At 61.7% G+C, this 17,473-nt stretch carries 16 protein-coding genes, 4 tRNA genes and 1 pseudogene; 14 read left to right on the plus strand and 7 right to left on the minus strand.

Translation table 11 applies throughout. The features are described 5' to 3' along the window. The first annotated feature begins 77 nt into the window (after positions 1-77). From rluD to FEM01_RS12290, 7 genes are all read left to right on the plus strand, one after another. Positions 78-1,040 carry a 23S rRNA pseudouridine(1911/1915/1917) synthase RluD gene (gene rluD / locus FEM01_RS12260; protein WP_138219709.1) on the plus strand — a complete coding sequence of 321 codons (963 nt, stop codon included), beginning with the start codon at positions 78-80 and terminating at the stop codon, positions 1,038-1,040. Next, the gene (pgeF, locus tag FEM01_RS12265; protein WP_138219710.1) at positions 1,037-1,777 is read left to right on the plus strand and encodes a peptidoglycan editing factor PgeF; all 741 of its coding nucleotides are present in this window, start codon (positions 1,037-1,039) and stop codon (positions 1,775-1,777) included. Before rluD ends, pgeF begins: the two co-directional genes overlap by 4 nt. Before the next feature lie 249 nt (positions 1,778-2,026). Beyond that, entirely contained in the window at positions 2,027-4,591 is a 2,565-nt protein-coding gene (gene clpB, locus FEM01_RS12270; protein WP_138219711.1) for an ATP-dependent chaperone ClpB, read from the plus strand. A 407-nt stretch (positions 4,592-4,998) separates the two neighbouring features. After that, positions 4,999-5,074 (plus strand) — tRNA-Asn (locus tag FEM01_RS12275). Between the two features lie 4 nt (positions 5,075-5,078). Then, positions 5,079-5,155 (plus strand) — tRNA-Pro (locus FEM01_RS12280). 6 nt (positions 5,156-5,161) lie between these two features. Next, positions 5,162-5,237 (plus strand) — tRNA-Lys (locus tag FEM01_RS12285). Between the two features lie 100 nt (positions 5,238-5,337). Beyond that, positions 5,338-5,601, plus strand: coding sequence for a hypothetical protein (locus FEM01_RS12290; protein WP_240791748.1), 264 nt, complete (start codon positions 5,338-5,340; stop codon positions 5,599-5,601). 337 nt (positions 5,602-5,938) lie between these two features. Here FEM01_RS12290 and FEM01_RS12295 read toward each other — a convergent pair whose 3' ends face one another. The 3 genes from FEM01_RS12295 to FEM01_RS12305 all read right to left on the minus strand — a co-directional run bounded on the left by FEM01_RS12295 (position 5,939) and on the right by FEM01_RS12305 (position 8,253). Continuing rightward, a complete protein-coding gene (locus FEM01_RS12295; protein WP_138219712.1) occupies positions 5,939-7,234 on the minus strand; it encodes an NAD(P)/FAD-dependent oxidoreductase in 1,296 nt (431 codons plus the stop codon). Between the two features lie 84 nt (positions 7,235-7,318). Beyond that, positions 7,319-7,492 (minus strand): DUF3094 family protein, encoded by a 174-nt coding sequence (locus FEM01_RS12300; RefSeq protein WP_138219713.1) that lies wholly within the window; start codon positions 7,490-7,492, stop codon positions 7,319-7,321. Between the two features lie 131 nt (positions 7,493-7,623). Next, positions 7,624-8,253 (minus strand): DUF1780 domain-containing protein, encoded by a 630-nt coding sequence (locus FEM01_RS12305; protein ID WP_138219714.1) that lies wholly within the window; start codon positions 8,251-8,253, stop codon positions 7,624-7,626. Between the two features lie 127 nt (positions 8,254-8,380). On the opposite strand from FEM01_RS12305, the gene FEM01_RS12310 reads away from it, so the two are divergent. Then, on the plus strand, positions 8,381-9,064 hold the full coding sequence (locus FEM01_RS12310) for an energy-coupling factor ABC transporter permease (RefSeq protein WP_138219715.1): 684 nt from the start codon (positions 8,381-8,383) through the stop codon (positions 9,062-9,064). Between the two features lie 48 nt (positions 9,065-9,112). Here FEM01_RS12310 and yacG read toward each other — a convergent pair whose 3' ends face one another. The 4 genes from yacG to FEM01_RS12330 are packed head-to-tail and all read right to left on the minus strand — an operon-like array spanning position 9,113 to position 12,057. Next, positions 9,113-9,313 (minus strand): DNA gyrase inhibitor YacG, encoded by a 201-nt coding sequence (gene yacG / locus FEM01_RS12315; protein ID WP_138219716.1) that lies wholly within the window; start codon positions 9,311-9,313, stop codon positions 9,113-9,115. Continuing rightward, entirely contained in the window at positions 9,310-9,933 is a 624-nt protein-coding gene (gene coaE, locus FEM01_RS12320; protein WP_138219717.1) for a dephospho-CoA kinase, read from the minus strand. The genes yacG and coaE overlap by 4 nt, the downstream gene beginning before the upstream one ends. After that, positions 9,933-10,799, minus strand: a complete 867-nt coding sequence (locus FEM01_RS12325; RefSeq protein ID WP_138219718.1) for a prepilin peptidase — start codon at positions 10,797-10,799, stop codon at positions 9,933-9,935. The genes coaE and FEM01_RS12325 overlap by 1 nt, the downstream gene beginning before the upstream one ends. A gap of 49 nt (positions 10,800-10,848) precedes the next feature. Then, positions 10,849-12,057, minus strand: a complete 1,209-nt coding sequence (locus FEM01_RS12330; protein WP_138219719.1) for a type II secretion system F family protein — start codon at positions 12,055-12,057, stop codon at positions 10,849-10,851. Between the two features lie 216 nt (positions 12,058-12,273). On the opposite strand from FEM01_RS12330, the gene FEM01_RS12335 reads away from it, so the two are divergent. From FEM01_RS12335 to FEM01_RS12360, 6 genes and pseudogenes are all read left to right on the plus strand, one after another. Then, on the plus strand, positions 12,274-12,684 hold the full coding sequence (locus FEM01_RS12335) for a pilin (RefSeq protein WP_138219720.1): 411 nt from the start codon (positions 12,274-12,276) through the stop codon (positions 12,682-12,684). A gap of 58 nt (positions 12,685-12,742) precedes the next feature. Further along, positions 12,743-12,818: transfer RNA gene (locus FEM01_RS12340), tRNA-Thr, on the plus strand. Positions 12,819-12,979: 161 nt separating this feature from the next. Further along, on the plus strand, positions 12,980-14,302 hold the full coding sequence (locus FEM01_RS12345; protein ID WP_171030953.1) for a tyrosine-type recombinase/integrase: 1,323 nt from the start codon (positions 12,980-12,982) through the stop codon (positions 14,300-14,302). 904 nt (positions 14,303-15,206) lie between these two features. After that, a pseudogene (locus FEM01_RS24385) lies at positions 15,207-15,296 on the plus strand (integrase); the annotation flags it as partial. Positions 15,297-15,590: 294 nt separating this feature from the next. Then, positions 15,591-16,424, plus strand: a complete 834-nt coding sequence (locus FEM01_RS12355; protein ID WP_138219722.1) for a hypothetical protein — start codon at positions 15,591-15,593, stop codon at positions 16,422-16,424. 115 nt (positions 16,425-16,539) lie between these two features. Next, the gene (locus FEM01_RS12360; protein ID WP_138219723.1) at positions 16,540-17,442 is read left to right on the plus strand and encodes a hypothetical protein; all 903 of its coding nucleotides are present in this window, start codon (positions 16,540-16,542) and stop codon (positions 17,440-17,442) included. The last annotated feature ends 31 nt before the right edge of the window (positions 17,443-17,473 follow it).

The raw sequence follows: 17,473 nt of genomic DNA on the forward strand, positions 1-17,473 counted from the left end.
ACCCCGGGGCAAAAGAAGCCGTATTTAACCACAAGCGCGCAGCCGAAACCAAAGGCTGAACGCCCGTCGATTCGAGCATGTCCGAGATCATTCAACTTAGCGCAGAGGTCCCGTCCGAACTGGGCGGCCAACGCCTCGACCAAGTCGCCGCCCAACTCTTCTCCGAGTACTCGCGCTCGCGCCTGTCTTCGTGGATCAAAGATGGCCGTCTGACCGTCGATGGCGCGGTGCTGCGACCGCGCGACACCGTCCATGGCGGTTCCATCCTGGCCCTTGAGGCCGAGCAGGAAGCCCAGGGCGAATGGGTGGCTCAGGACATCGAGCTGGACATCGTCTATGAAGACGACCAGATCCTGGTGATCAACAAGCCCGCCGGGCTGGTGGTCCACCCTGCGGCTGGCCATCCAGACGGAACCCTGCTCAACGCCTTGCTGCATCATGTTCCCGACATCGTCAACGTGCCGCGTGCCGGCATTGTGCATCGTCTGGACAAGGACACCACCGGCCTGATGGTGGTGGCCAAGACCCTGCAGGCGCAGACCAACCTGGTCGACCAGCTGCAAAAACGCTCGGTCAGTCGTATCTACGAGTGCATCGTGGTCGGCGTGGTGATTGCCGGAGGCAAGATCGATGCCCCGATCGGCCGTCACGGTGGCGAGCGCCAGCGCATGGCGGTGACCGAAGGCGGCAAGCCTGCGGTCAGCCACTACCGCGTGCTCAAGCGTTTCCGTTCGCACACCCATGTGCGGGTCAAGCTGGAAACCGGCCGTACCCACCAGATCCGTGTGCACATGGCGCATGTCGGCTACCCGCTGGTAGGCGACCAGACCTACGGCGTACGCTTCCGCATTCCACCGGCCGCCAGCGTGGCGATGGTCGAGGCGGTCAAGCACTTCCCGCGTCAGGCTCTGCACGCGCGCTTCCTGGCACTCGACCACCCAACCACTGGTGAGCGCATGGAGTGGGCTTCGCCGCTGCCGGACGACTTCACCTGGTTGCTGTCGCTGCTCAGCCAGGACCGCGAGAGCTTTATCGGATGAGTGGCCTGGCGCCGTCGCTGATCTTGCCTGATTGGCCGGCTCCGGCCACGGTCCGCGCCTGCGTCACCACTCGCCAGGGCGGGGTTAGCCTGCCGCCCTATGAAACCTTCAACCTCGGTGATCATGTGGGCGACGACCCGCAGGCGGTCGCCGAGAATCGCCGCCGCCTGCGCGATGAGTTCGCCATCAAGCCCGCCTGGCTCAAGCAGGTGCATGGTGTGGTCGTCGCTGACGCCGACCCCGCGCTGGTCGCCGAGGCCGATGCCAGCTGGACCGACCAGCCCGGTATCGCCTGCACCGTGATGACTGCCGATTGCCTGCCTGCGCTGTTCTGCGACCGCGCCGGCACGCGCGTGGCGGCCGCCCATGCCGGCTGGCGCGGGCTGGCCGGTGGGGTGCTGGAGGCGACCCTCGAACGTCTCGCCTTACCTGCCGATGACGTGCTGGTGTGGCTGGGCCCGGCGATTGGTCCGCAGGCGTTCGAGGTCGGCATGGAAGTGCGCGATGCGTTCACCGCGCAACACCCCGAAGCCTTCGACGCCTTCGTGCCGGGCGAGCGCCCTGGCAAGCTGATGGCCGACATCTATGCACTGGCGCGTATCCGCCTGGCCGCGCGTGGCGTTACCGCGGTGTATGGCGGCGGCTTTTGCACGGTCAGCGACCCGCGCTTCTTCTCCTATCGCCGCACCCCGCAGGGTGGGCGCTTCGCCTCGTTGGTCTGGCTGAATACGCGCTAGCTAGCGTGCGCTTCTATCTTCGCGGGTAAACCGCTCCCACAGGGACTGCACCGCTATTACGTGCAGTGGATACCCCGTGGGAGCGGGTTTACCCCCGAATGCCCCAGCGCCCATCCTCCAGGCTGATCTCTGTCAACCCCGCTACGCTTGAATCTTCCAGAATCACCCTTATCTATTGGTCATCTCAGGCAGGTTCATCATCAAGGTGCTGTCCATCGCTCCGCCTGCCCTTTAAAGGAAGGTATCCCCATGCGAATAGATCGATTGACCAGCAAGCTGCAACTGGCGTTATCCGACTCCCAATCCCTGGCTGTGGGCATGGACCACCCAGCCATCGAGCCCCTGCACCTGTTGCAGGCGCTGATCGACCAGCAGGGCGGCTCGATCAAGCCGCTGCTGATGCAGGTTGGCTTCGACATCAACAGCCTGCGCAAGGCGTTGACCAAAGAACTCGATCAACTGCCGAAAATCCAGAACCCCACTGGCGACGTGAACATGTCCCAGGATCTGGCGCGCCTGCTCAACCAGGCCGACCGTCTGGCCCAGCAGAAGGGCGACCAGTTCATCTCCAGCGAACTGGTGCTACTCGCCGCCATGGACGAGAACAGCAAGGTCGGCAAGTTGCTGCTGGGCCAGGGCGTGAGCAAGAAGGCCCTGGAAAACGCCATCAACAACCTGCGCGGCGGTGCGGCGGTCAACGACGCCAATGCCGAAGAGTCCCGCCAGGCCCTGGATAAGTACACCGTCGACCTGACCAAGCGTGCCGAAGAAGGCAAGCTCGACCCGGTGATTGGCCGTGACGACGAAATCCGCCGTACCGTGCAGGTGCTGCAACGCCGCACCAAGAACAACCCGGTGCTGATTGGCGAGCCCGGCGTGGGCAAGACCGCCATCGCCGAGGGCTTGGCCCAGCGCATCATCAACGGCGAAGTGCCCGACGGCCTCAAAGGCAAGCGTCTGCTGGCGCTGGACATGGGTGCGCTGATTGCCGGTGCCAAATATCGCGGTGAGTTCGAAGAGCGCCTCAAAGGCCTGCTCAACGAGCTGTCCAAGCAGGAAGGCCAGATCATCCTGTTCATCGACGAGTTGCACACCATGGTCGGTGCCGGCAAAGGCGAGGGCGCCATGGACGCGGGCAACATGCTCAAGCCCGCCCTGGCGCGTGGTGAGCTGCACTGCGTCGGCGCCACCACGCTCAACGAATACCGCCAGTTCATCGAGAAGGACGCCGCGCTCGAGCGCCGCTTCCAGAAAGTGCTGGTCGAAGAGCCGAGCGAGGAAGACACCATCGCCATCCTGCGCGGCCTCAAAGAACGTTATGAAGTGCACCACAAGGTAGCCATCACTGACGGCGCGATCATTGCCGCCGCCAAGCTCAGCCATCGCTACATCACCGACCGCCAACTGCCGGACAAGGCCATCGACCTGATCGACGAAGCCGCCAGCCGCATCCGCATGGAAATCGACTCCAAGCCCGAAGTGCTAGACCGTCTCGACCGTCGCCTGATTCAGCTGAAGGTGGAATCCCAGGCGCTGAAGAAAGAACAAGACGAAGCGGCCAAGAAGCGCTTGGAGAAACTCACCGAAGAAATCGAGCGCCTGGAACGGGAATACTCCGACCTCGAAGAAATCTGGGCCTCGGAAAAGGCCGAGGTGCAAGGTTCTGCACAGATCCAGCAGAAGATCGAGCAAGCCCGCCAGGAACTGGAAGCTGCGCGCCGTAAAGGCGACCTGAGCCGCATGGCCGAGTTGCAGTATGGGGTCATCCCGGACCTGGAACGCAGCCTGCAGATGGTCGACCAGCACGGCAAGACCGAGAACCAGTTGCTGCGCAACAAAGTGACCGAGGAAGAAATCGCCGAAGTGGTCTCCAAGTGGACCGGTATCCCGGTCTCGAAAATGCTCGAAGGCGAGCGCGAAAAACTGCTGAAGATGGAAGGCCTGCTGCACCAGCGCGTGATCGGCCAGGACGAGGCGGTGACCGCCGTGGCCAACGCCGTACGCCGTTCGCGCGCCGGGCTGTCCGACCCCAATCGCCCCAGCGGTTCGTTCCTCTTCCTCGGCCCGACCGGTGTGGGTAAGACCGAGCTGTGCAAGGCGCTGGCAGAGTTCCTCTTCGACACCGAAGAGGCCATGGTGCGCATCGACATGTCCGAATTCATGGAGAAACACTCGGTTGCGCGTCTGATCGGGGCGCCGCCAGGTTATGTCGGTTATGAAGAGGGCGGTTACCTGACCGAAGCCGTGCGGCGCAAACCGTACTCCGTGGTGCTGCTGGACGAGGTGGAGAAAGCCCACCCGGATGTGTTCAACGTGTTGCTGCAAGTGCTCGAAGACGGCCGCCTGACCGACAGCCATGGGCGTACCGTGGATTTTCGCAACACGGTGATCGTGATGACCTCCAACCTGGGCTCGGCGCAGATCCAGGAGCTGGCGGGTGATCGCGAGGCGCAGCGTGCGGCAGTGATGGACGCCGTGGGCTCTCACTTCCGTCCAGAGTTCATCAACCGCATCGACGAGGTGGTGGTGTTCGAGCCACTGGGCCGCGAGCAGATCGCCGGCATCACCGAGATCCAGCTCGGCCGCCTGCGCAGCCGTCTGGCAGAGCGCGAGTTGTCGTTGAGCTTGAGCCCGGAGGCGTTGGACAAGCTGATCGCCGTCGGATACGACCCGGTGTATGGCGCGCGGCCGCTCAAGCGTGCAATCCAGCGCTGGATCGAAAACCCGCTGGCGCAGTTGATCCTCGGTGGCCAGTTCGTGCCCGGGGCTGCGATCACCGCGAAGGTGGAGGGGGACGAGATCGTCTTCGCCTGATCCCCGCCGCTAATCAACCTTGCTGGGGCTGCTTTGCAGCCTTTCGAGAATGGTTTTCGCTGTCACTGTAGGAGCGGCCTTATGCCGCGAAAGGGCCGCGCAGCGGCCCCAGACCCCGCCGCTCCTCCGGTATTTCGGGCCTCTGGCATAACCTGCTGAAAATTTTGAAAAAAATGCTTGCACAAAATTCAGAGTACCCCTAATATTCGCCCCGCTGTCAGGCACTAAGCGAATCACCAGCAACATCGGTGACCGCAAAACAACTTACAAATCAGTAAGTTGAATGAAAAAAAGTGGTTGACAAGCAAAACGAAGAATGTAGAATAGCCGGCCTCAGCAGCGACAACGCTAAAGAGTTCGAAGCTAACACAGGCTTCGAAGTGGTAAGAGTTGTACCGAAGTTCAGTTCCGCGATAGCTCAGTCGGTAGAGCAAATGACTGTTAATCATTGGGTCCCTGGTTCGAGTCCAGGTCGCGGAGCCAATCTCGGGGTGTAGCGCAGTCCGGTAGCGCGCCTGCTTTGGGAGCAGGATGTCAGGAGTTCGAATCCCCTCACCCCGACCATTTTTAGGGTCGTTAGCTCAGTTGGTAGAGCAGTTGGCTTTTAACCAATTGGTCGTAGGTTCGAATCCTACACGACCCACCATGTAAAAAGGGCATCTCGAATGAGATGCCCTTTTTCTTTTGTCTGCGTTTTTTCCCGCTGCTCTACTAGCCTGTGGCGTGCCGCGCAGGAGCAGCGCTTCATGGCAGTGACCGCCTGTGTATTCATCGCCACCAGCCCGGATGGCTTCATCGCTCGCGAAGACGGCGGCCTAGCTTGGTTGCTGAGCGTCACCACCTCCACCGACGAACACGGTTATGCAGGCTTCATGGCCGGTATCGATACGCTGGTGATGGGGTGCGCAACGCTCGAAAAAGTCATGGCGTTCGAGGGGGCAGGGGGTTGCGTTGTTCGGCGGGCAGGCCAAGGACGTGCCGTTGCGGCACCTGCGTACGACCAGTTATGAGAGTGGGTTCGTGCAGAGCACGTATCGTGTCGAGCGCTGAGCGATGGTGGCACCGGCGCAGCCGGTGTTCGCGGCTGAAGCCGCTCCCACAGGGTATGCGGCGCGCTTGCGAAATCAGTTCTCTGCGCGACAGCGTAGCCCAAAGGGCTGGGTAATCTCCCACAGGTGCAGTGCTGTATTCAGCGCTTTGCACCATCCCGTAGGAGCGGCTTGAGCCGCGAACACCGGCGCAGCCGGTGCCATCCTCCGCGTGGTCTGCTTCGCGGGAGTCCGGTAAACCCGCTACCACAGGATGGTGCAACGCCTGAATCCAGCGCTGCACCACCTTCTTCGTGGCTTAGTGCAACTTCAGGCGTGGCTCGGTGCCGCGACCAATCTTGCTGCCCAGCATCAGCATCGCCGTGCGGAAGAACCCGTACAGCGCCATCTGGTGCATGCGGTACAGCGACACGTAGAACATCCGCGCCAGCCAGCCTTCCAGCTTCACGCTGCCCATCAAGTTACCCATCAGGTTGCCCACCGCCGAGAAGCGCGACAGCGACACCAGCGAGCCGTAGTCTTTGTACGCATAGGTCAGCAGTGGCTTGCCTTCAAGGCGCGCGACGAGACTCTTGGCCAGGGTCGAAGCCTGTTGGTGTGCGGCCTGGGCCCGTGGCGGCACGTTGCGGTCGCTGCCCGGCTGCGGGCAGGCGGCGCAATCGCCGAAGGCGAAGATATCGTCGTCCAGGGTAGTCTGCAGGGTCGGGCGCACCACGAGCTGGTTGATGCGGTTGGTTTCCAGCCCGTCGATGTCTTTCAGGAAGCTCGGTGCACGAATGCCCGCCGCCCAGACTTTCAGGCTGGCCTGGATCACTTCACCGTCGGCCGTCTTCAAGCCGCCCTCAGTCACCTCGCTGACCGCCGCATTGGTCATCACGGTGACGCCGAGTTTTTCCAAGGTCTTGTGCACTGGCACGCTGATGCGTTCTGGCAGCGCGGGCAGCACGCGCGGCCCAGCCTCGATCAGGGTGATGTGCATGTCCTTGGGCTGGATGCGGTCCAGGCCGTAGGCCGCCAATTCATGCGCAGCGTTGTGCAGTTCAGCCGCCAGTTCCACGCCGGTGGCGCCAGCACCGACGATGGCCACGCTGATCTTCTCGCTTTGCGGCGCACCGGCGTGAGCACGCAGGTAGTGGTTGAGCAACTGCTGGTGGAAGCGCTCGGCCTGCTTGCGGCTGTCCAGGAAAATGCAGTGCTGGGCCGCGCCCAGGGTACCGAAGTCGTTGGTGTTGCTGCCCACGGCGATCACCAGGCTGTCGTAGCCCAAGGTTCGCGCAGGTAGCAACTCGCGGCCTTCTTCGTCGAGGGTCGCCGCCAGCTGGATCTGCTTGCTCTCACGGTCCAGGCCACTCATGCGGCCGAGCTGGAAGTTGAAGTGGTTCCACTTGGCCTGGGCCACGTAGTTCAGTTCGTCTTCCGAAGAGTTGAGCGAGCCGGCAGCCACTTCATGCAGCAGCGGCTTCCAGATGTGGGTCAGGTTGGCATCAACCAGGGTGATTTCGGCGCGCTTGCGCTTGCCCAGGGTCTTACCCAGGCGGGTCGCCAGTTCCAGGCCGCCGGCGCCGCCGCCGACAATCACGATGCGATGAGTCATGGGGATATCTCACAAGTTTTACGGAATGCGTGGGCACAAGGCCCGGCCGTGTCCGGCACGAGGGGCGGGCGAGCGCAAGGCAGCTCATAGCACCAGTCCACTCAGCAGGCGGCTCAAGAGGCCCAGACCGATGGTCACGGCCACCACCAGCAGCAGGAGCAGCCAAGGCCGGAATGGCCTGCGCTCTACACGGTGCTGGGGGGCGCTCAGATACTCATCGACGCGACGCTGATCTTCTGGATTCAGACGGCTGGTCATGTGGGCCTCGTCAGATAGACGTTTGTGACTGCGTATACGCCACAGCGTTCACGCAAGCGCTTGAAGCCAATGATAATGCGTTCTATCGCTGGCGCCGAGTGTACGCCATCGCACACCCACTCGGCAGTGGATCAAAGACTGATGCCCACATCGAACACGATGCTGCGCCCCAGGTTGGCACGCAGAAAGTCCGGCGCGTCCGGGTGGGCGAAGATCACCCGGGCGAAGGTTGGCCCGACCAGCGACAGTGAACGCCAACCCTGGCGCAGGTACTCGGTTGGCGGCGGGAAGTGGCTGTTGAGGTCAAGCACTTCGCGCTTGAGGCTGGCGAAGGCGATGATGTCCAGCTCCCCAAGGTCGAGCCCACGTTCGCGGTAGTTGTGCGCCTTTTTACGCAGGGTCGGGCCCAGGCGCGCGAGCAGTTCGTGCGCGCTGATGCGCCGGGGGCGTACCTCGCGGCGCACCAGTTGGCTCAATGAAAACGCGCTGCGCCGACGTTGCAGCTCCTCGCGCCACTCATCGTTGAGGCGCCGCCCTTCGTCGAGCACGAAGAACACCTCGAACGCGGCATCGCGAAACAGCACATCCGGTGGCTCTTGCCCGGCGGGGGTGAAGTCCTCGCTGCGGTAGGCAATGTTCAGCCCTTGCAGCAGGCGCTGGCAGACCCAACGCTCGCGCTCCCATTTGCGGGCATTGGACAGGAACGCATTGGCTTGTTCGGCCTGGATGGTAAGCAGGCGCAGATAGTCTGAGTCATCCATGCCCTCAAGCTTAGTCGCTAAATCATGACGGTAAGATGCTGTTTGTGCGTGGGAATCGGCGAGACAGGTAAAACCTGGAATCGGTGTAGACTCAGGCTTATCCACAAGATACGAAGGGGTATGCGCGGTGATCAGTGCACAGGTGTTGTCCGCCACCAGCCTCACCCTGGGCTGGCTCGGCTATGTACCCTTGTTGCTCTGGGCCATCAGCCGTACGCGCTGGATAGAACTGTGCACCGACAGCCGCCGCCAGCACCTGCTGTTCGGCACGGTGTTCGGGCTGTTCGCGCTGTGGCTGGTGCGCCGCGACTTCGACACCGGGGTGTCGTACCACTTCATCGGCATGACCGCCGTCACCCTGTTGCTGGACTGGCCGCTGGCGGTGCTCGGCGGCTTTCTGGCGCAATTGGGCCTGTTGCTGCTGGGCCGCCAGGACCTCGCGGCCATTGGTGTCAATGGCCTGTTGATCGTGGGCCTGCCAGTGTTGGTCACCGAGGCCTGCGCGATTCTGGTCGAGCGCGCGCAGCCACGTAACCTGTTCGTGTACATCTTCTGTTGCGGATTCTTCCCCGCCGCACTCACGGTATTGCTGTGCCTGGGCGCCGCGCTTGGGCTGCTGTGGCTGGACGAGCGCTTCGCCCTGCCGGAGTGGCTGAGCGACTTCGTCGGTTACCTGTGGCTGATGATGTTCCCCGAGGCATTCATCAACGGCACGCTGATCAGCGCCCTGGTGGTGTTCTGCCCGGAGTGGCTGGAGACGTTCAACCGCACCCGCTACCTGCAAGCGCCTTGGAAGGATGAGGAACGCTGAAAACACCACGGGGCAAGTCCGCCCCGTGATCGCGCTACCTGGGCCGACTCAGTGGCGCGGCTCCAGGTCCCCCGAATACAGCTCATCCTCCGATTCATGCGCCCCTGCGATCTTGTGCTCTTCGGCCGCCCACGCGCCCAGGTCGATCAGCTTGCAGCGGTCCGAGCAAAACGGCCGGAACGGGCTCTTGTCGCCCCATTCCACAGGCGCCCCGCAGGTTGGGCAATCAACGGTCATTGGCTGGCTCATGGCTGGCCTCCTCGCAAAGTCAGGTAAAAGTGGTGCAGGCGGTCAATCTGCGCATGCAGCGCGAGCAGGTCGCTGTCATTGACCACCACGTCATCGGCATGGCGCAGCCGCTCTTCGCGGGCCAACTGGGCCCCGAGGATCGCCTGCACCTGTTCAGGGCTGGTGTTGTCGCGCTGCAAGGTGCGCTGCACCTGCAACGCGGTAGGGGCGTCGATCACCAGGATGCGTTGGGTCTTCTGGTGCTGGCCCGACTCGATCAACAACGGCGACACATACACCGCATACGGCGATTCGGCCTTGGCCAGGTAGTTGAAAATCTCCTGACCGATCAGTGGATGCAGCAACTGCTCCAGCCATTGGCGCTGGGCCGGATCGGCGAAGATCAGCTGGCGCAACGCGGCGCGGTCGAGCTGGCCGTCGGCATGCAGCACAGTGGGGCCAAAGCGCTCGACAATGCTCGCCAGGGCCGGGCGGCCGGGTTCGACCACCCAGCGTGCAGCCTGGTCGGCATCGACCAGGTGCACGCCGAGTTCGACGAAACGCTCGGCGGCGGCGCTCTTGCCGCTGCCGATGCCGCCGGTCAGGCCGAGAATCCAGGGGGTGAAAGGCGCTGTGCTCATCAGGTTCCAAGCAGTTGCAGGTAAGAGGCGACTATTTCATCACCCCAGAGCAGCGCGATCCACCCCGCAATCGCCAGATACGGCCCAAAGGGGATCGGCGCACCGCGCTGCGCACGCCGCAAACGCAGCAACACCACGCCGATCAGCGCCCCGGCCAGCGACGCGCCGAGTACCGTCAGCGGCAAGATCTGCCAGCCGCCCCAGGCACCGAGCATCGCCAGCAGCTTGAAGTCGCCATAGCCCATGCCCTCTTTGCCGGTGAGCAAGCGGAACAGCCAGTACACCGACCACAGGCTCAGATACCCGAGCACCGCGCCCCACAGCGCATCGGCCAGCGGCACGAGCAGGCCAAAGGCATTGACCACCATCCCCAGCCACAGCAACGGCAGCACCAACACATCGGGCAACAGTTGATGGTCGGCATCGATCAGGCTCAAGCCCAGCAGCCCCCAGCTCAGCAACAGTACCGCCAGCGCCGGCACCCCCGGCCCGAAATGCCAGGCCACCAGCAGCGACAGCAGCGCGCAAGCCAGCTCCACCAGCGGATAGCGTGGGCTGATCCGCCCCTTGCACCCTGCGCAACGCCCACCCAAGGCCAGGTAGCTGAGCAGCGGGATGTTTTCCCAGGCGCGGATTCGGTGCTGGCAATGCGGGCAGTGCGAGGCCGGCTGGCACAGGTCGTAGCGCGGCTGCGGCGTTTCCGGCAAGCCCAGCATCGCCTGCGCCTCGCGCTGCCATTGGCGTTCGAGCATCACCGGCAAGCGGTGCGCCAACACATTCAGAAAACTGCCGACCAGCAGCCCCAGCAACGCGGCCAGGCAATAAAAGAAAGGCGGGTGGTCGAGGATAACGCTCCAGGCACTCATGTTCAGGTCCATCGCATACAAGGTGTGGGGATCTGCCGCGAGCCAGCCATCACATCAGGCTACCCAACTGGAAGATCGGCAAGTACATCGCCACCACCAGGCCACCTACCAGCAGCCCGAGGATCAGCACGATGGCGGGCTCGAGCAGCGTGGTCAACTGCCCCAGCGCTTCGCCGACCTGCTCTTCGTAGTGCTGCGCGGCCTTGCACAGCATCTGATCGAGGGTGCCGCTGGATTCCCCAACAGCCACCAACTGGCGCAGCAACGGCGGAAACAGCCCGTCAGCCGCCATCGCCCGCTCCAGCCCTAGGCCATGCGCGACCCGCTGGCGTAGCCCGATAATCGCCTGCTCGTGCAACGCATCGCCACTTACCGGCGCCACCGTTTCCAGCGCATCCAGCAGCGCCACCCCCGCGCCATAGGCCGTGCCCAGGCTACGCGCAAAGCGCGCCATGGCTGCCTGCCCGAGCAGACGCCCCAGCACCGGTAGCCGCAGTATCTGGCGCAACATCCACAGCCGCCCCGGCAGATAGCGCCGATACACCTCACGCCCCGTCACACCCGCCACCACCCCCAGCAGCGCCAGCCACCACGCGTGCAGGCCCAGCCCTGTGGACATGTCGATCACCCACTGGGTAAACGCCGGCAGCGCCTGCTCGGCACTGGCGAACATTCCTTCGAAGCGTGGCACCACTTCCAGCAACAGCAGCGCAGCCACCCCCAAGCCGGTCAGCAGCAGCAGGGCAGGGTAGAGCATTGCCTTGCGCACCTTACGCCGCAGCGCCTGGCGTGTTTCGAGCATCGACGCCAACTGCTCCAGTTGCCGGTCGAGCGTGCCGGACTGCTCACCCACCCGCACCAGGTCGCAGTAAAGCGTATCGAACACGTGCGCATAGCGCCGCAAGGCTTGCGCCAGCGCCAACCCCTGCGCCACATCCCGGCTCAAGCGCTCTACCAGCGTACGCATTGGCGCATCCGCGTTGCTGCGCGCCATCACCTCGAACGCTTGCAACAGCGGCACCCCAGCGGTGAGCAAGGTTGCCAATTGCCGGCTGAACCCCGCCGCATCCACCTTGCCCTCGCGCTGTGGCCACCGCCAGCGCGGTCTGCCCGCGGGCCGCACCGAGGTGACGCGGATCCCCTGCTGGCGCAACCACGCCTGCACGAACGCCGGGCTGCGCCCAGCCTGTTGGCCGTGTTGAGAAACCCCCGTGGCAGTGACGCCCTCCCAGGCGTAGAGACGAGTAGAAGCTGGCATGCGAGAGTCCTTTTCGCTAAAGCGACAAGCCTGGTAACAGCTTGCCGGGCCCATTCCCGGGCGCGTTTTACTGACGCTCACTAGAGTAGTCCAGCGACGATGACGCACCGCCGCCCAGGGGTGACAAAAGGTGTCGGTTCAGGCCTACTGCGCCGCTGCCGGCGGCGCGTCGCATTTCGCCGACTGGCGTTCACGCATTGCAAAGGAACACCGCTCATGAAAGGGCAACGTGGTATCACCCTGATCGAACTGATGATCGTCGTAGCGATCATTGGCATTCTGGCGACCATCGCCGTCCCGATGTACACCGACCACCAGGCCCGTGCCAAAGCCGGCGCCGCGCTGTTGGAAGTCACCGCGCTCAAGACCCCGATGGAGCTGCGCCTGAACGACGGCAAGGACGTCGCCGATGTCGCCAGCCTGGGCGGTCAAGCCAGCACCAGCCATTGCGCCATCACCGCCAGCGGCACCGCTTCCAGCGGCGCGGCGAGCATCGCCTGCACCCTGGCCGACGCCCCGGCCAATGTGCTCGGCAAGACCCTCACCCTGACCCGCACCCAGGCCGGCTGGCGATGCGTGACCACGGTGGACCCAGACCTCGCGCCGAGCGGCTGCACAGCGCAGTGAAAGTGAATTGAAACAGAGGTTTGCGTAACGGACACGGCAGTGGTACGTTGCGCAACACGCCGGTGTAGCTCAGTCGGTAGAGCAGCGCACTCGTAACGCGAAGGTCGCAGGTTCGATTCCTGTCTCCGGCACCAGTTCAGGTTCCAGCGAAGGCTACCAAAATCTCTGGAACCCCCGTAAAACCCGCCTTCTGGCGGGTTTTTTCGTTATGGCGTTCCGTCGGATTCCGACAGCTACCAGCCGATTTAGGGGTAACGTTTGGGATAAAGTCGATTCGATAAAGGGGTTTACCCTTATGGCTCGTACTACTGCTCCCCTGACCGACACCGCATGCCGCTCGGCCAAACCAACTGACCGCCCATACAAGCTTTTCGACGGTGACGGTCTTTACCTCCTTGTTTACCCCAATGGCCGCAAAGGCTGGCGCCTCCGGTATGTGAAACCGGATGGGCGCGAGGGGCTGACCTCGTTTGGCAACTATCCAGTCATCGGTCTCGCAGATGCTCGGCAGAAACGTCTGGAAACTAAGCGGATGCTGGCTGAAGGTATTGATCCGATTGCGTCCAAGCAGCAGGCCAAAGCCGAGGCGGTTGTCAGAGGCCACACATTCGAACGCGTTGCCTTGGACTGGCATAAGGAAATGTCCGTGAAGTGGGCGCCTGGCCATTCGCGGACTGTGCTCAGTCGTTTAAAGACTCACGTACTCCCGCTGCTCGGCGCACGCGCCATCGTTGATCTGGATACCTTCGACCTCATGCAGCCGCTGGAAGAGATCAAGAAACGCGGCACTATTGATGTGGCGTTGAGGGTACAAAACTACCTGCAAAGCATCATGCGTGAGGCGAAGCGGCTGCGGCTGATCACAGTGAACCCTGCATATGATCTTGAGGGCTTCATCAGCGCGCCACGGGTTACGCATCGGCCTGCACTCCCGCTGTCTCGTCTGCCTGAGCTGATGGACCGCATCGAGAACTACAAGGGACGCACGCTTACTCGGCTGACAGTCATGCTGTCGCTGCATGTGTTTGTCCGGTCCAGCGAGTTGCGCTTCGCACGTTGGAGTGAGTTCGATCTGAAGCGCGGAATATGGGAGATACCTGACACGCGGCCCGCGTTGGATGGTGTTCCGTATTCGACCAGAGGAACGAAGATGGCGGGCGACATCCATCTTGTCCCTCTGTCACCGCAAGCGGTGGCGCTGCTCGAACAGATTCATGCGATCACGGGGTACTTCGATTTGGTGTTCACCAGTGACGCTCGCTCGTGGAAGCCAATGTCTGAGAACACGGTCAACAGCGCTTTGCGGAACATGGGCTACGACACCAAGACTGAAATTTGCGGGCATGGCTTTCGGTCCATGGCGTGCAGTGCCTTGGTCGAATCCGGGCTGTGGTCAGAGACGGCTATCGAGCGGCAGATGAGCCACAGGGAGCGCAACAATGTTCGGGCGGCGTATATCCACAAGGCGGAGTTTCTGGAGGAACGGCGAATGATCATGAGTTGGTGGAGCCGCTACCTCGACGCGAACCGGCAGGAGCATATTTCGCCGCATGAGTTCGCGAATCAGACCGGGGCAAACGTTTCTCGCCTAAGAGCAAGGCGTGGCGCAGTCGAGTGAGCGCACGGCTTTGAAATTTCGGTGATCTGTTTTCCATGCGGGTCCATCCAAACAGGGCTGCAAAGCCGCCCTGTTTGGATGGACCTCACCTAAAAATCAGAAGCACCAAATCGGCCACTGGAAACCACAGTGTTCCGTACGCGCCCAATGCCATTTTTAATCGGAAAATCCAGCGGGCAAGTCGCTTGACCCTCTCGGATTGCGGGCGTAGAAAAGACAGTGCAAAGGCTGTCGTTGACAGCACCCCCAGGTGACCCGAACCTTCAAGGTCACGCCGCTCCTGCGGTGGTTCTCCCCCCAAATGGCGATTCGCGTCCGGCAGCTCGCCCGGTCACCTCCCCGGTGATGGATGCCTACTTCAGATCATGGCCCTCGTGCGCCAGACAACACTTTCTACTTCGCTGCCCTGCAGCAACCTTTCCGCTTGGCCGAATCTTGCGCCAACCTAGGCCCGTCTCTTTCTCCAGGAAAGAGACGGGCGCTCCTGACACTGCTGCAGCCCTCATCGCATTTGGCTTTGCGGCAACTTCACTCGTGACAATCGGCGTGACAACCGCCGATGTCACCAGCAACAGCGCTGTAGATGATGGTGCCGCAGACCAAGGAATGGACTGCACCTGACTGACAGTCAGGCATGCCCCGGTCATCGCATCGCTGTGTTCACCTGGCTCAGGATCTTCAGGCACTGGTCTCGTCAGCCAATGCAGCCTCCACCCGCCCACCGGCAACGGTGCTCAGGGGGCCAGATCATGAGATGCCCTTGCTCCCGGTCGTAAGGAGCCGCCAGTCCCGCGTTAGAGGAAACTCCCACAGGTCGCAGGGGCCTTGATCCCTGATAACACTCAACATTCTTGGCGGGATGACGTGGGACGAGGATCGGAGATTGGAAGATGAGGTGACCGACATGGCATTGGTGGGTAGACGCGATGGCCGTAATTTCGGCTACGGCAGGCAATTGAGCTACGCAGGGCCGCAAGTGCTGATAAGCATGTTTCTCACCAATCGTGGCCCAGCGGATGCCATCTTGTCATGCAAGGACTGAGCAGACTCCACAGCTTCCTCTCGACGATCTAAGTCGACTGCCTCACCTAGTCGGCGAACGGTGTTGTAGCTTTCGTCATCACCTCGGAACTCGCCGACATTCTACTTCAGCAAGCTGAATAGGTTGGCAGCAAATGAGTCGATCAATACAGCGTCTGGCTGGTGAATTCACATCGACGCCGCTTGCTCGGTAATATGCTGCCCCGTGCCACGAATAATCGGGCGGCGAACGCGAGGGATTGAGAAGGTGAAGATGTGGGAACCTGTATCGGGGGTGTTCTGGAGCACACCGCCTGCACCAGTCGTTACGCCGGAGGTGGCGACGCCGCTACCTGTGTCGACAGCTATCTATTGTGGCTTGCTGTTGGCCGTGATCATCCCACTTACAATCAGGCATATTTCGACAATGATACGCCCTGAGGGCCTGGATCTGCGCAAGCATCTGGGCTTGATCGGGTTCATTCTGACCTTGGCTTACTTTGCGGTAATCTTTCCATTGATCTGGGGGCGTATTGGCACACTAGGTACTATGCCCCTGAACGAAGTGGGTGATTTCTTGGCCGGTGCATTTGGGCCGGTAGCGTTCTTCTGGGTGGTCCTCGGTTTCGTGCAACAGGGCGAGGAACTGAGAATGCAGGCCCTGGATACCAAGAAAGCCGAAATCCGGGAAGAAATCATGGCCAAGATAGCTATGGAGCAGGCAGAAGCACAACGCGTGGCCATGGAGGAAGCGCGTAAGCGTAGGGAACGGGAAATTTCCGCGAAATTTTTGGTTAGCACCGGGAGTAGTGGAAATGGCAGGCGTGCAGGCGAGGCCATGAACGAGATCAGAATCCGTAACAAGGGCAACAAAGCGTTGAACGTTGAAGTCAGCTTTGGCGAGCCTTTCCTGGACCCACATTCAATTGTGCTCGGAGAGATTGGCGCGGATGGCGAAGCGTCCCAGAATGTGTATCTGCCCATAACCCAAGGCCCCGTAGAGGGCAAACTTATTTTACGTTATGACGACGTTGACGAGAGTCCGAGGGTCGAGAGTTTCAAGTACAGGGTCGTAAACAGCCGCACCGAGTTCACCGATTAAGGGGGCATCCGTGCCCTTCATCCCGTCACTTGCGCTTATTCGGCTTGGTGCCAAACCCGGTATCATGCCGCACCTGTGCCACGAATGGTCGGGGCGATGACCGCGAGGGAATGCAATGGCGGATGCGTGGACACCAATCAACGGCGTGTATACGGCTACAGCACCCCTGTTTCCCTGGGTCGCTAGCTTTCCCAGCTTTGACGCTGGTGTCTGGGGGAGCGCGCTGATCAGTGCCGGGATTGGTGCTGGTGTCGGTGCCTGGATGGCCGGACGCATCGCTCGCAATGCCAAGCTAAGGGACGAGCTGTTGGCCGAGTTCCGAAGCATCGACGTAGCCATCACGCTGTGCATCTCAGTATCGGACGTGGCTGGCGGCATGAAAAAGCAATACGTGTCGGGTTTCCTGCAAAAGTACGAATCAGACCGTAGGAGGTATGAAGCGTACAAGGCCGGCCCTTTCCCAAAAGCCCCATTCTCGCTGCGGATTGACCAGATGAATCTCCAGACCTTCGCGCCGCCTGTATCGGAGCTACAGGAGCTGGTCCTAAAAAGTATCCGCCTGTCCCCCAACGGTGTGAAATCCCTAGTTGCTTTGGTCGACGCTGTCGGGAATCTCAACTGGATCATTGGAGGCTATAACTCTCTCGTAGAAAAGTTCCTCCACGGGGGCTTGCCACCGGGGTTCACTCCCGAAGATTACTACCTAGAAATTCCAGTAGGTGGTGTGGTCAACACTCAATACGGCACATCGGTTCGAGGTATAGCGCGCTACACCGATGATGTGCTGTTTTTCGCTGATAAGCTGGTTGACTGCCTGACAAACCAAGGCGTGAAGGTCCGTGACCGGTACGAAAAACTGTCCGGCGAAAAGTATTTGGTCCGCAAGGCCAACACCGCCAAAGGCAACGAGGGCTTGATCCCCACTGACGCAGACTATGCCGAGTGGATGGCCGGCTGGGAGCCGGATTTCAGTGAAGCCATTAAGAAACCGAGGTGGTGGCACCGCAAGCAGAAGTGAGGCACAGCCCGAAGCCGACATTAACTTCGGT

The organism is Pseudomonas mosselii, from assembly GCF_005796105.1.
Taxonomy (GTDB): Bacteria; Pseudomonadota; Gammaproteobacteria; order Pseudomonadales; family Pseudomonadaceae; genus Aquipseudomonas; species Aquipseudomonas mosselii_C.

Excerpts from the sequence above, each read along its gene's own strand:
- FEM01_RS12300 (WP_138219713.1), bottom strand. The coding sequence starts at position 7,492 with ATGACCAGCCGTCTGAATCCAGAAGATCAGCGTCGCGTCGATGAGTAT.
- FEM01_RS12360 (WP_138219723.1), top strand. The coding sequence starts at position 16,540 with ATGGCGGATGCGTGGACACCAATCAACGGCGTGTATACGGCTACAGCA.
- FEM01_RS12345 (WP_171030953.1), top strand. The coding sequence starts at position 12,980 with ATGGCTCGTACTACTGCTCCCCTGACCGACACCGCATGCCGCTCGGCC.
- FEM01_RS12335 (WP_138219720.1), top strand. The coding sequence starts at position 12,274 with ATGAAAGGGCAACGTGGTATCACCCTGATCGAACTGATGATCGTCGTA.
- pgeF (WP_138219710.1), top strand. The coding sequence starts at position 1,037 with ATGAGTGGCCTGGCGCCGTCGCTGATCTTGCCTGATTGGCCGGCTCCG.
- FEM01_RS12295 (WP_138219712.1), bottom strand. The coding sequence starts at position 7,234 with ATGACTCATCGCATCGTGATTGTCGGCGGCGGCGCCGGCGGCCTGGAA.
- FEM01_RS12305 (WP_138219714.1), bottom strand. The coding sequence starts at position 8,253 with ATGGATGACTCAGACTATCTGCGCCTGCTTACCATCCAGGCCGAACAA.
- FEM01_RS12330 (WP_138219719.1), bottom strand. The coding sequence starts at position 12,057 with ATGCCAGCTTCTACTCGTCTCTACGCCTGGGAGGGCGTCACTGCCACG.
- yacG (WP_138219716.1), bottom strand. The coding sequence starts at position 9,313 with ATGAGCCAGCCAATGACCGTTGATTGCCCAACCTGCGGGGCGCCTGTG.
- FEM01_RS12290 (WP_240791748.1), top strand. The coding sequence starts at position 5,338 with ATGGCAGTGACCGCCTGTGTATTCATCGCCACCAGCCCGGATGGCTTC.
- coaE (WP_138219717.1), bottom strand. The coding sequence starts at position 9,933 with ATGAGCACAGCGCCTTTCACCCCCTGGATTCTCGGCCTGACCGGCGGC.
- clpB (WP_138219711.1), top strand. The coding sequence starts at position 2,027 with ATGCGAATAGATCGATTGACCAGCAAGCTGCAACTGGCGTTATCCGAC.
- FEM01_RS12325 (WP_138219718.1), bottom strand. The coding sequence starts at position 10,799 with ATGAGTGCCTGGAGCGTTATCCTCGACCACCCGCCTTTCTTTTATTGC.
- rluD (WP_138219709.1), top strand. The coding sequence starts at position 78 with ATGTCCGAGATCATTCAACTTAGCGCAGAGGTCCCGTCCGAACTGGGC.